The sequence below is a fragment of the Rhizobium sp. CF080 genome, from assembly GCF_000282095.2.
In the GTDB taxonomy this organism is placed as follows: domain Bacteria; phylum Pseudomonadota; class Alphaproteobacteria; order Rhizobiales; family Rhizobiaceae; genus Neorhizobium.
The window spans coordinates 73975-86553 of record NZ_AKKC02000010.1 but is presented as its reverse complement, the minus strand read 5'-3'; the positions used below and the strand labels follow the sequence as shown (position 1 = coordinate 86553).

Sequence of the window (12579 nt, the reverse complement as noted above, 5' to 3'; positions counted from 1 at the left end):
CCCTCACCCGGCCTCCGCTTCGCTCGGCCATCCTCTCCCCAAGGGGAGAGGATTCGAGACGCTGCGGCATATATCTTCTCCCCTCGGGGAGAAGGTGCCGGCAGGCGGATGAGGGGGAGGCTTAGAACGGACAACATCAGCCGTCTTGAACGAAAGTGATCAGCGGGCCCGATACTGTCCCGGCGTCAGCCCGGTGCGGGCCTTGAAGTGTCGGGTGAAATGCGCCTGGTCGGCAAAACCGCATTCGAGGGCAATCTCGGCCGGCTGGCCGCCTTCCCTTAAGCGTTTGCGCGCTGCGCGGATTCGGATGTCGGTGAGGAAGGAATGCGGGGTGATGTGGAATTCCTTGCGGAAGGCGCGGATGAGATGGGCGCGGCTGAGCCCGGCGACCGTGGCAAGTTCCTCCAGCCCCACATCGGAGGCGAAATTCTCGACCAGGTAGTCGCGGGCCTGGCGCACGGCGGTGCGCTCCGTGGTATCGGCCGGCACGATGATCGAGCTGCCGTGGCGGCGGAACATCGCATCCAGCACCAGGAACATCGCCTGGCTGGCTTCGAGCGCGCCGGAACCCTCCTCCAGCGTCCGGTGCGCCTCGTGGAAAGCGTCGGCGAGCGCCTGATCGTGGAGGAGCTGGATGCCGAAGGCGGGCGTGCCCTCAAAAGATTTGCCGGTGACGGCTTCGAGGATCTCGCGCAAAAGCGCGACATCCGGATAGATCATCCGGTAGCGATAACCACCGGCGACCGGCGCACCGTCGTGGATCTCGCCGGGATTGATGAGATAGAGATCGCCCGGCCCCGAGCTTTCGCGCAGGCCGCGAATGGTCGCCACCTGGGCGCCGCGTTCGATGGCGCCGATGCTGAACGTGTCATGCGCATGCGGCGCGAATTCATGGGTGAGGAACGTGGCGGTAAGGCATTCCATGCCGCCGAAACGGGTGTCGCGCCAGAAGCGGGTTGTTTCCGCCTGTGCGAGCGGCATATGGTCAGCGGCCTGTTCCTGGGAGACGTTCTGCATCGCGCGGATATAGCAGATTTCCGCGACGGCCTCTTGAACAAAAGTGATCGTTTGGGCCCTTCAGGCGATCTTGCGCGCCGCCACGCGGCCCATCGGATGCAGCGAATGCACCTGGAAGGGCGCGCCCGGCTCTTCCTCGATGAACAGCGCCAGATTGGCGATCTCGACCGGCTTTTTGAGATAGGGCTCGAAATAGTCGCGCAGCGCCAGATCGAAACGCGGCATCTCGATCGGCAACAGCGGGCCGGTCAGCGTCATGTGGAAACGGAACTCGTCCATCACGTAAGGATGGCCCCAGCGGTGCAGGTTGGCGAATTGCGGCGCCGAAAGATCGCCCGAATCGCTGCGCTCCAGCTCGGCTTCGGTCAGCGGGGTGCGGAAATTGTCGAATTCCTGGACGACGGAGGCGGCGAGGAACCGGACGGTGTCGCAGGGGACGACCGGCGCCAGACCAAAGAAATTGCCGAGCCGCACGACTTCGAGCTTCGGCAGTTCGAACGGGCTGTGGGTGCCGGCAAAGCGCATCAGGTGGCGCAGCAGCATCGGTTCGGTGACGTCGGGCGCCAGCCGGAACGGCGCCTTCAGCGTCGCATGGAAACCGTAGCGACGCGGCAGCGCGGTATTGAAGGCGATGTCGTGGATGCCGATGCCGCGGATGGCCGGCGGCTCCGTCGCATCACCCGAAAAGGCGTTGCGGCCGAGCCACTGGGCCGCGGCAAGCGTCAGCGGATCATGCGCCGGAGGCGTGAAATGTATGGCATAGCGCATGCGTCACCTTCTGAACGTCCTTTCCAGCAACCCCGTATTTTACGCATTGCTCAACAATCCCTGCCGTGGGGGTTAAGTGATTTGCGTGACAGAATAACGACGCGGGGAGCTGAAAGTTCGCGTTTAACGCGAGGCAACGGCAAGATGACTGGCGAGCGTGAAAGACGCCGGAAGCCGCATTTCCCGGCCATTCACGGCGCTGAGCGCCGCCTCCGCCAATTTGTGGGCGATGCCGAAACTCACCTTGAAACCACCTGTGAGCGCAATCACTCGGGCGTGATCGGGATGCGCGCCGACCATCGGATCGCGGTCGATCGCTTTCGGCCGCAATCCCGCCCAGCGCTCGACGACGGGGGCCTGCGCCAAGGCCGGCACCAGCGCCCGGGCGCGAAAAATGAGATCGTCGAGTTGCGAATCGGTCGAGGACGGATCGCCGAACACATCCTCGCTGGTGCTGCCGATCGCCACATAGCCGCCCTCATGGGCGACGACATAGAGGCCGTTCAGGAAGATCACCGGCAAGGACGGATCGACATCCGCCTTGAGCAGCGCCGCCTGCCCCTTGACTGGCTGGCCGAGCGGGTGCTTCAGCGGCGGCGAGACGCCTTGAAGCAGTGGAAAGGACCGGTGGCCGGCCGAGACGATGCAGTGTCCGAAGGTGACGTTTTCGCCGTCGCGGAATATAATCCTATTCGATGCCGGATCGATCGTCTGGGCCTCGAGGCCCTCCACGACCTGCACATTGCCGGCCGAGCGAAGGAAGGCGATGAGCGACGAAACCAGGCCGCGCGGCGACACGCGGGCCGCAAACGTGTCGTGCACCAGGCCGGCCGCAGCGAAGGACGCATCCGGCCAGCCATTTTGCAGCGGACGGTCGAGCACATGCCAATGGAAACGGCGTTCGCCGCGCCGCCAACAGGCTTCCGCATCGGCCGAGTGACCGAGCGCGATCTTCCGCAAATGCGGCTTAGGCAGAGGGATCAGCCGTCCCGACCGGCGATAGCCGCAGGCCATGCCGGTCTCGGCTTCGATTCCAGCAATCTCGTCTTCCAGCGACAGCAGCGCATCGAACTGGAATTGTTTCTTGTCGTTCCACTTGTCGGGCATATGCGGCATCAGGGCACCGAGAAGCCCGCCGCTCGCCCCCTGCCCCAGCGGGCCGGCATCGACGAGCAGGGTGCGGATACCGAGCCGCTCGGCCCTGACCGCCGCCCAGAGGCCCATGATGCCACCACCGAGGATGACGAGGTCGGCGGACGATGGGAGGACATGAGATTGACCACCGAAGCCGGCAGGATTATCCGCATGTCCCATGAGTGATCGTCATCCCGAAATTCGCGCGACCGACAGCCAGCCTCTGGATGCCCAGACACTGGATTGGCATGAGGGCGATATGCCCTATTCCCAGAAATTTGGCGATCACTTTTATTGCCGAACCGACGGGCGGCTGGAATGCGGCCACACGTTTCTGGCCGGCAACGGCCTGCCGGAGCGCTGGGCCGGCCAGGAAACCTTCCGCATCGGCGAGCTCGGTTTCGGCACCGGCCTGAACTTCTGCGAGACCTGGCGGCAGTGGAAGCTTCATCGCCCCGAAGGCGCCAAGCTGCATTTCACCTCGTTCGAACTCTACCCGATGCAGCGGGACGAAATCGACCGGGCGCTCGCCCGCTGGCCGGAGATCGATCAGGAACGGCGGGCGCTGGTCGAGGCCTGGCCGGACGAGCCCGGCGGCCATGTCGTCATCGAGGCGGATGCCCAGACCCGGCTGACGGTCGTCTGCGGCCCGGCGCTTGAAGGTGTTTTGGCGGCCAGCGCCAATTTCGACGCCTGGTTCCTCGACGGTTTTGCGCCGTCCCGCAATCCGGACATGTGGTCGCTGGAAATCATGCAGGCGATCTATGACAAGACCTTATCCGGCGGCACGTTCGGCACCTATGCCGCCGCCGGCTTCGTGCGCCGCAATCTGCAATCGGCCGGATTCATCGTCGAACGGCGGCCGGGATTTGCCGGCAAACGCGAGATGTTGTGCGGGACGAAGGCCTCAGAGACCGTTTGAAAACGTGGCGTCGGTTTGAAGCGGTCCATGATTCAGGCTTCTGATGCGGCTGCAGCGAATTTGGCCTGGATGAATGTCGGCGTTGACGGACCTCGAGCGTCCTTTGTTTGACGAGACGACACCTCGTCGATGGAAACGACACCTGGGAGATTGGAAACATGGCGCTCAAGCGGATGGACAATGTTGGAATCGTCGTCGAAGACCTCGGAGGGGCGATCGATTTCTTTGGCGAACTCGGCCTCGACCTCGAGGGGCGGGCGATGATCGAAGGAGAATGGGCCGGACGGGTCACCGGACTGGGCGATCAGCATGTCGAGATTGCCATGATGCGCACGCCGGACGGCCACAGCCGGCTCGAGCTCTCCCGCTTCATCAATCCGGCCGTGGTCGCAGATCACCGCAACGCCCCGGTCAACGCGCTCGGTTACCTCCGCGTCATGTTCACCGTGGATGATATCAACGAGACGCTTGAAAGGCTCCGCCCGCACGGCGCGCAACTCGTAGGCGAAGTTGTAGACTATAAAGACGTGTATCGGCTCTGCTACATCCGCGGGCCTGAAGAGCTTCTCATCGGGCTCGCCCAGGAACTCGGCTGAGCGCCGCCTGTCCGCATGGCGGCCGTTGAACCATTTGGATCCGCACTGGCCACGACAACGCAAAACAGCCGGCCTGACGACCGGCTGCCATCCATCACATCACGCGACCACCTACTGGCAGACGCGCAGGCTTTCCATGTGCCATCCGCCGTCATAGGCGTTGCGCACGCGGCGGTCCTCATACCAGCAGCGCGGCCGGGGCGGTGGTGGCGGATCGATGTAGCGCGGCCCGCCGTCATTGGCGAGGGCACCGCCGATCAGGCCGCCGATGACGCCCGCGGCCAGGCCGCCGGCGATTATGGCGCCGTCGTTGTTACGATGTCTGCGCGGCGGAGGAGGACCACGGCGATCGTATCGGTCATAGTGCCGGTCCCACTGCTGGGCCGCTGCTTCACCGGCCGGCAACACGACACTGGTGCAGGTAGCAGCCAGGATCAGCGCCGAGACAATCATCTTCTTCATCACAAACGTCTCCGTTTCACCGGGCCGCGCCTGAAAGGGCAGGAAAAGGCTCGGGTATTCCCGGAGAATGCACATGCCGTGCTTAATGGTTCCTGAACGGAAAAACCGATCGCGCTGATGCCAGCCGGCCGGGTGCATCCGGGACGGCCTGCCGGAAGGCTCCGCCGGCGCGTGAAGCGGCTCACCCCGGTTCAAATCACGCGCAGAACGGTCAAAACCCTGCCCCGAGTTATAAAACCCGTGCTGATCCGAAGTTCTCGCCACTCATTGTTGGTCCTTCCCGTGCGCGTGGCACCTTCATACTTTTGCGCGAAAATAATCTCATAATACACGGGAATGGCGCATTAGATGAACTTCATGAACTCCCACCCTATCCATGTGCTTGGCGGCCAATACGCGGTGTCTGCCGATCCCGATACGGTCCTGATGACCGTTCTCGGCTCCTGCGTCTCGGCCTGCATCTATGATCCCATCACCAAGATCGGGGGAATGAACCATTTCATCCTGCCGACGAGCGGCGGGCTGGAGATCACCGAGCGTCCGGAACGTTATGGCGATCTGGCGATGTGCACGCTGGTCGACGAACTTTATAGTCGCGGCGCCGAACGCCAAAACCTTCGGGCCAAGCTTTTTGGCGGCCGCACGCGGAAATCGGGCGGCTACGATCCCGGATCGCTCAATTCCGCGTTTGCCAGGCGATTCCTTCTGGAAGAGGGCATCAAGCTTGTCGATTCCAGCCTCGGCGACGATCTGGCGCGCTGGATCGCTTTTCAGCCGACGACCGGCAGGGTGCAGATGAAGGTCACCGCCGATGCAATGCTCGGCTCCTCGGCTCCCGGCATGGCGAGGGCGGCCCGATAGGGGCTTTTTAGGGCAGCCCAGCGCCAAGTTGTCCAGCGCGCGCTTCGCCAGGGTTAAATCCCGCATTGCCGCAGATGAAACGCTGCGAGCCGGAAAACTCCGGCTCAGTTCGAAACCGAACTTACGATCGCGCCGCCGAGCCAGTTGCGCACCTTGGCTTCCAGCGCCTCCGGGCTGATGGGCTTGGAAAGGTAGTCGTCCATGCCGACCTGGAAGCAGAGTTCGCGGTCGCTTTCGAGCGCATGCGCCGTGACGCCGATGATCGGCGTATGGGTGCCCGTCTCCTGTTCCAGCTCGCGGATCTTCTGGGTCGCCTGATGGCCGTTCATGACCGGCATCGAGACGTCCATGATGATCACGGCCGGATCGTGCTGCTTCCATGCCTCGACCGCTTCCGCGCCGTTCTTAACGATCTGGAAGAGCCAACCGGTGGTCTGCAGGATCTGGGTGAAGACGATCTGGTTGACCTCGTTGTCCTCGGCCACCAGCACGTCGAGCGTCGGCGCCGCCTGCATGGGCGGTGTCGAGACCGGGGCTGCCGGCTCCTCGGTTATCACCGGCGTCGAACGCGGCTGTGCGGCCAATGCGACCGGCGCCACGGCCTGCACGACCGGCCGCGGCTGGGGCCGGGTTGCCGCCTGCTCCGCTTCGACCGCGCGGCGCTTGGTACGGATCGAGCGGACGACGTCGATGATCGTGCTGCGCAGGAGGTTGGCCCGCGCCGGCTTCATCAGATGCGCCTGGATGTTGAGGGAGGCAAACATGCTGTCGTCGCCGGCCATGTCCATCGAGGTCAGGAAGACCACGCCGGTACCGTCGAAGCGCGCGTCGCGCCTGAGGTGTTTGGCGAAATCGAGCCCGTTCATCTCCGGCATGTGGTAGTCGAGCACGATCGCGTCGACGAAAACGCCGATGCGAGCGGCCTCGCTGAGGATCGCCAGACCCTCGGCGCCGCTGTCGGCCGCGACCGTGTCGAAGCCCCACATGGTGAGCTGTTCGGTGAGGATGCGGCGGTTGACGGGATTGTCGTCGACCACGAGGATGCGGGCGCCGCTGGTGTTGATCGGCAGGGCCGTCAGCACATTGCGTTCGCTGACCACCTGGAACGGCAGGTGGACGGTGAAGACGGAGCCGCGTCCGACTTCGCTCGTCACGTCGATATAACCGCCGAACAGCTCGGTGAGGCCGGCGGTGATCGCCAGCCCGAGGCCGGTGCCTTCGTGGCGGCGCGTCGAGGACGTATCGACCTGCGAGAACTTGTCGAAGACGGATTTCAGCTTCTCATCCGGAATGCCGAGCCCGGTATCCTCGATGCGAATCGACAGTATCATCTCGCCGGGGCCTTTCGCCTCCGATCTCAGATCGATGAACACGTGCCCCTTCTCGGTGAATTTCACCGCATTGCCAACGAGATTGGTGACGATCTGGCGGAAACGTCCGGCGTCCCCCATGACCGTCTCGCGGATCGAGGCGTCGCCGCGCACGATGAGCTCGATATCCTTCTCGGCTGCCGACGACGACAAAAGCGTCGCCACGTCCTCGATCGCCTCGACCGGATCGAACGGCGCCTTGCGCAGCTTCATCTGGCCGGCATCGATCTTGGAGAAGTCGAGGATGTCGTTGATGATCGTCAAAAGCGCATTGCCCGACTTGACGATGATGTCGATGAAGGTCTTCTGGCGGGTGTCCAGATTGGACTTGGCGAGCAATTCGGCCATGCCGAGCACGCCGTTCATCGGCGTGCGGATCTCGTGGCTCATATTGGCGAGGAATTCCGACTTGGCCCGGTCGGCGGCCTCGGCGCGCTGCAGGAGGCGGGTCAGGTCCTCCTCGCGTTGTTTCATTTCGGTGACGTCTGTGAACACCGCCAGCCAGTGGTCGCTGCCGGTAAGCTTGGCCTCGACATGGATCCACTTGCGGCCCTCAATGCGGAAGGCGGCAAACACCGGCTTGCCGGCTTCGACATTGTCTTCCCAGACCTTGAGCACCGCCGCCGCTTCCTCGGGCGTGCCGAGATCGCCGCGTTCGATGCAATAGCGGAAGAGATCGCGCCACAGGCCTCCGGCGCCCACCATCTCGACCGGCATGTCGAGCATGGCCGGCAGCGCGTCGTTGGAGAAGATGATCTCGCCGTCATGCAGGATGAGCAACCCTTGAGACATGGCGCTCGTCGCGTCGCGCATCAGCGCGCCGTGGGTTTCCAATGCCGCGCGGGCCTCCTGGATCTCCTGCTCGCGCTTGCGCACGGCCGTGATGTCCATGTAGCTCAACAGGAGCTTTCCGCCGGAAAGCCGGGTGCCGGAGATGACGATTACCAGACCGTTGCGGCTTTTCACCTCGATCGGCGGCCGTTCCTGGCCGTCGGTCAGCGCGGCGATGCGATCCTGGTAGATTTCCTCGAAGCTGCGCGTCGAGCCGCTATAGACGCCGTTGTCGAAATTGACCTTGAGGAAGTCCCGGTAGGAACGGCCGGGCAGGTCGAACCGCTCCCCGGCATCCCAGAAGGCATAGAAGGCCGGGTTGGCGTATTCGAACAGGAACTGCTCGTCGAGGATCGCCACGCCGACCGGCATGGTGTGCAGGATCGTCTGCAGATCCTTGCCGATCTTCTCCGCCTTGTTCTGCGCCTCCTTGATGCGGGAGACGTCCATGCGGGAGCCGACAAGGTTTTGTGCGCCGTCACCGGTGGTCACCCGCCGCAGATGCGTGATGACCGGGACGACCGACCCGTCGGGGAAGGTGATGTCCTCCGACTTCTCGATGTCCTCGCCTTTCATCACCCGGTCGTTCTCGATACGAAAACGATCGGCCGCGTCCGGGAACATTTCCGTTTCGGTCTTGCCGAGAAAATGGGTTCTGGGCTTGCCGAGCATCGCCTCGTAGGCGGCATTGGCATAGGTGAGCTGGCGGTCGCTGTTGCGCACGAACACGGGCACCGGCAAGTCTTCAAGCACAGCGCGAAACAGGTCCGTCTCCGAGACATGGGCGCGCAGGAGCATTTCCTGCTCCTTGAATTCCGTCACATCGTGGCGGATGGCGATCAGCAGGCCGTTTTCGAGGCGTTTGTTGATGCTGCGCAGCCAGCGCCCGTCGGAAAGCTGGTCGATGCTTTCGGAATAGGGAAGCTCGAAGGGCTTCATCCGCTCGGCGATCCACGCATCCTTCTTGGGCGCCTCGGGACCGAAACTGGCCGGCGACACGCGCTGGCGGCGATCATAGGCAAATCCGAGGATATCGTTGAGCGTGATGCCCGGCTGGACATCGATCGAGATCGACGCAAAGTGGTTGATGAGCTGGGAATTGCAGTAGAGCAGAACGTTGTGCTTGTCGTAGATGCCGATGCCCATTTCCAGCATGTCGAGGGCATCGTCGAGAAGCGCGTTGTTGAAAGGCGAGAACGGCGCGACCGGTTTTGCACTATTGGACTGGGCACCGGCGGGTGGGGGAACGACGCGCGGGACACCGGCAATCGGCGCGGCGTCCTTCGGTTCGGAAACGGCGCCTATGCCCGGAACCGCTGCAAACGTGCCGAAAAGATAGGTATGGTCGTCTTCCGTCAGGAAACGCTCGATATGGATCTCGTGGCGGACGACGCCGGAGCGGTCGAAGCAGAGCGCCGTTTCATCGGTACCGAAAACGATCGCCCGGCATTCCTTTTCATTGCGGTCGGCATCGTCCAACGCGCCTGCAAGGCCGCGGCTGGTATTGCCGGCAAAGTCGGTCGGATGCATGCCGAACAGGCGTGCATAGGCGGCGTTCACCGCCACGTAGATGAGGGCGCTGTCCTTGATGAAGGCGGGCTCGGCGAGATCGTTGATCCGCTCGCACGCCGTTTTCAAGAGTTCGCTTTCCGTGTCCAACGTCCCCGCTCCTCGTGCCGGCCGATATCCGGCTCGATTCGTTTGTCACCCAATCGATTGATAACACCATAGCGAGTGTTAATATCGTGTTGTAGAAACAGTACGACTTATCATTTCTGGCATTTGTCAATCAGAAGCACCTGCTTGGGGGACGGAGATACAGCCTCAGGTCGAGTTCCGATATTCTCAACATCCGCGCACCGCAGCCGATCGGGCGTGATCGCGGAGCAAAAACCGAGGCTTAGACAGCAATTGCCTCGCCAAGACTTCTCCATGATTTCGCCACGATCTCGCCACGGTTTCCATTAGCGATTGCTCAGGCTTGATAAAAATCAACCGAAGGCGGCGCCAAGCTGAACGTCCGTTCAGACTAATGGGAAATCATCTTCATCAATCTGCCGCCTTTGGGCGCGACGATTTCTTCACCCCTTGAGGACAAAAAGGGAAAGGAAAAAACATGTCGGCATTGAAAAAGACGATATCACTTGGCCTCGTCGCACTATCGGTCGCGGGCGCCCTGACGGTGACGGCTCCGGCGGCTGAAGCCCGCGACCGCCACCATCGCAACGTCTGGCCGGGCGTGGCCGCAGGACTTGCCGGCGGCATCATCGGCGGCGCGATCATCGCCGGGTCGCAGCGGCCAGCCTATGCTGAGCCCGAATATGTGGAGCCGGAATACGATTACGCTCCCCCGCCCCCGCCGCCGGTTTATTACCGCCGCGCCTATTACCGTGACTACCCGCCGGTCTGCGAGCTCGAATGGCGCCGCAACCGCTACGGCGAACCCTATCGCGTCGAAGTCTGCTCGCGCTGATCGGCCGAGCAATCGCATAGCCCAAAGAGCCTGTTTCCGTCGCCGGCGGAAACAGGCTCTTTGCTTTGGCGCAGACGTTCTACGGGCGCAGCCGGCAGGCCGTTCCATTTCGCGATTGCGAAACATCTGCTTGACTTTTGCCCGAAAAACCACCAAATGCGCTTCAGCTTTCACCTTCCGGCCGCCGCGTGAGTTGGCCCCGCGTCATAAGACACCGCGAAGAAGGAACAAGGCGCACAGATAGATCGCCCTCGATCCCGGAGGGTTTAAGCGCTGGAGAGCAATTTCCAACTTGCAAGTTCCCACTTCACGCGGGGTTCTTGACGCCAAAGGCAGATCGGACGGCATGGTGTCAGTCCGGCGATACGCTTTTGGCGCCCCGAAAAGGTATTCGACTTGACGAATTTCCATGAGCTTGGTCTGACCAAGCAGCTCGTAGCCACCCTGTTTGCGCTTGGTTACGAGACGCCGACCCCTATTCAGGCCCAGGCGATCCCGCAGCTTCTCGAAGGCCGCGACATGATCGGCCTTGCCCAGACCGGCACCGGCAAGACCGCCGCCTTCGGTCTCCCGCTGATCGAAATGCTCCTCAAGGAGCAGAAGCGTCCCGACAACCGCACCACCCGTACGCTTATCCTTGCGCCGACCCGCGAACTGGTCAACCAGATCGCCGCCAGCCTGAAGGGCTATGTCCGCAACACGCCGCTGAAGATCAATGCGGTGGTCGGCGGTGCGTCGATCAACAAGCAGCAGATGCAGCTCGAGAAGGGCACCGACATTCTTGTCGCCACGCCCGGCCGCCTGCTCGACCTTATCTCGCGCCGCGCCATCGGCCTGACCACCGTGCGTTACCTGGTGCTCGACGAAGCCGACCAGATGCTCGACCTCGGCTTCATCCACGACCTGCGCAAGATTTCCAAGATGGTCCCGGCCAAGCGCCAGACCCTGCTCTTCTCCGCCACCATGCCGAAGGCGATCGCCGATCTTGCCTCCGACTTCCTGAAGGATCCGGTCCAGGTCTCCGTTACGCCTCCGGGCAAGGCTGCCGACAAGGTCGAACAGTTCGTCCATTTCGTCGCCGGCAAGAACGACAAGACCGATCTTCTCAAGAAGTCGCTGGAAGAGAACCCGGATGGCCGCGCCATGGTTTTCCTGCGCACCAAGCACGGCGCCGAGAAGCTTTCCAAGCATCTCGAGCATATCGGCTTCAAGGTCGCATCCATCCACGGCAACAAGAGCCAGGGCCAGCGCGAGCGCGCTCTGAAGTCGTTCCGTGACAACGAGATCCGCGTTCTCGTGGCAACCGACGTCGCAGCCCGCGGCATCGACATCCCCGGCGTGACGCACGTCTTCAACTACGACCTGCCGGAAGTGCCGGACGCCTACGTGCACCGTATCGGCCGCACGGCCCGTGCCGGCCGCGACGGTATCGCCATCGCCTTCTGCGCGACGGATGAAACCGGCCTGCTGCGCGACATCGAAAAGCTGATGGGCATCGAGATCACCACCGCATCCGGGCAGCGTCCTGAAGGCATGGGCCGTCCGTCGCGTGGCGGCGGCAACAATCGCGGCGGTGCAAATCGCGGTGGCGCCGGCAATGGCCAGGGTCGCGGTCGCGGCGGCGAAGGCCGTCCTGAGCGTCGCGAACGTCCGGCCCGCAAGCCGTTCTTCGCAGCGGACGGCGCCGAGGGTGGCGATCGTCCTGCACGCCCGGCCCGTCCCCATGGTGACCGTCCCCATGGTGACCGCCCCCAGGGTGATCGTCCGCAGCGCGACAATCGCCGTAACGACGATTTCCGCGGCCAGCGTCGCGGCGAGGGAGCCCCGCGCGTGGAAGCCGACAACGACCTGGCGACCACGTCGGATTTCCGCCCCGTCAAGAAGCAGTTCGGTCCGCAGAATGGCGAAGGCCGTCCGGCGCGCACCGAGCCCCGCAAGGAACACCGCAAGGGCGGCAATGGGGCTCAGAACCCCCATGCCGCACACGGCGCCCATGAACCCGCTGCCCAGCGCAGCAACCGCGGCCCGCGCGTCGAAGCCGCCCGGCCGGCCAATGGCGCCAACGCGGGTCCGGTAAAGTTCGGCAACGACAACCGCTCCGGCGGCCAGCAGGGCCGCACACGCCGCCCTGCGTAAGGAAACAAA

At 63.2% G+C, this 12579-nt stretch carries 10 protein-coding genes; 5 read left to right on the top strand and 5 right to left on the bottom strand.

The window, feature by feature from the left end; genetic code table 11:
• Nucleotides 1-159: 159 nt before the first annotated feature.
• From PMI07_RS22860 to PMI07_RS22850, 3 genes are all read right to left on the bottom strand, one after another.
• Nucleotides 160-1017: an AraC family transcriptional regulator gene (locus PMI07_RS22860; RefSeq protein WP_007756018.1), complete on the bottom strand. Its 858-nt coding sequence runs from the start codon at nt 1015-1017 to the stop codon at nt 160-162.
• A gap of 60 nt (nt 1018-1077) precedes the next feature.
• Nucleotides 1078-1785, bottom strand: coding sequence for a DUF1045 domain-containing protein (locus PMI07_RS22855; RefSeq protein ID WP_007756022.1), 708 nt, complete (start codon nt 1783-1785; stop codon nt 1078-1080).
• A 123-nt stretch (nt 1786-1908) separates the two neighbouring features.
• Nucleotides 1909-3099 carry an FAD-dependent oxidoreductase gene (locus PMI07_RS22850; RefSeq protein WP_024164061.1) on the bottom strand — a complete coding sequence of 397 codons (1191 nt, stop codon included), beginning with the start codon at nt 3097-3099 and terminating at the stop codon, nt 1909-1911.
• Between PMI07_RS22850 and mnmD the strand changes: the two genes are divergently transcribed.
• Nucleotides 3098-3841, top strand: a complete 744-nt coding sequence (gene mnmD, locus PMI07_RS22845) for a tRNA (5-methylaminomethyl-2-thiouridine)(34)-methyltransferase MnmD (RefSeq protein ID WP_037087984.1) — start codon at nt 3098-3100, stop codon at nt 3839-3841. The two genes, PMI07_RS22850 and mnmD, sit on opposite strands and share 2 nt — an antisense overlap.
• A gap of 158 nt (nt 3842-3999) precedes the next feature.
• Complete coding sequence (locus PMI07_RS22840; protein WP_024164060.1) at nt 4000-4437, top strand: VOC family protein; 438 nt, start codon at nt 4000-4002, stop codon at nt 4435-4437.
• A 111-nt stretch (nt 4438-4548) separates the two neighbouring features.
• On the opposite strand, the gene PMI07_RS22835 is transcribed toward PMI07_RS22840, so the two are convergent.
• A complete protein-coding gene (locus tag PMI07_RS22835; protein ID WP_037088063.1) occupies nt 4549-4899 on the bottom strand; it encodes a hypothetical protein in 351 nt (116 codons plus the stop codon).
• Nucleotides 4900-5256: 357 nt separating this feature from the next.
• On the opposite strand from PMI07_RS22835, the gene PMI07_RS22830 reads away from it, so the two are divergent.
• A complete protein-coding gene (locus PMI07_RS22830) occupies nt 5257-5760 on the top strand; it encodes a chemotaxis protein CheD (RefSeq protein ID WP_197032553.1) in 504 nt (167 codons plus the stop codon).
• Between the two features lie 104 nt (nt 5761-5864).
• Here PMI07_RS22830 and PMI07_RS22825 read toward each other — a convergent pair whose 3' ends face one another.
• On the bottom strand, nt 5865-9620 hold the full coding sequence (locus PMI07_RS22825; protein WP_007763907.1) for a response regulator: 3756 nt from the start codon (nt 9618-9620) through the stop codon (nt 5865-5867).
• A gap of 457 nt (nt 9621-10077) precedes the next feature.
• On the opposite strand from PMI07_RS22825, the gene PMI07_RS22820 reads away from it, so the two are divergent.
• Nucleotides 10078-10434 carry a hypothetical protein gene (locus tag PMI07_RS22820; RefSeq protein ID WP_024164059.1) on the top strand — a complete coding sequence of 119 codons (357 nt, stop codon included), beginning with the start codon at nt 10078-10080 and terminating at the stop codon, nt 10432-10434.
• Between the two features lie 396 nt (nt 10435-10830).
• Entirely contained in the window at nt 10831-12570 is a 1740-nt protein-coding gene (locus tag PMI07_RS22815) for a DEAD/DEAH box helicase (RefSeq protein WP_007761671.1), read from the top strand.
• Nucleotides 12571-12579 lie beyond the last annotated feature (9 nt).

Bases quoted from the DNA above. Each gene is read 5' to 3' on its own strand.
- PMI07_RS22860 (WP_007756018.1), bottom strand. From the start codon at position 1,017: ATGCAGAACGTCTCCCAGGAACAGGCCGCTGACCATATGCCGCTCGCA.
- PMI07_RS22855 (WP_007756022.1), bottom strand. From the start codon at position 1,785: ATGCGCTATGCCATACATTTCACGCCTCCGGCGCATGATCCGCTGACG.
- mnmD (WP_037087984.1), top strand. From the start codon at position 3,098: ATGAGTGATCGTCATCCCGAAATTCGCGCGACCGACAGCCAGCCTCTG.
- PMI07_RS22850 (WP_024164061.1), bottom strand. From the start codon at position 3,099: ATGGGACATGCGGATAATCCTGCCGGCTTCGGTGGTCAATCTCATGTC.
- PMI07_RS22840 (WP_024164060.1), top strand. From the start codon at position 4,000: ATGGCGCTCAAGCGGATGGACAATGTTGGAATCGTCGTCGAAGACCTC.
- PMI07_RS22835 (WP_037088063.1), bottom strand. From the start codon at position 4,899: ATGAAGAAGATGATTGTCTCGGCGCTGATCCTGGCTGCTACCTGCACC.
- PMI07_RS22830 (WP_197032553.1), top strand. From the start codon at position 5,257: ATGAACTCCCACCCTATCCATGTGCTTGGCGGCCAATACGCGGTGTCT.
- PMI07_RS22820 (WP_024164059.1), top strand. From the start codon at position 10,078: ATGTCGGCATTGAAAAAGACGATATCACTTGGCCTCGTCGCACTATCG.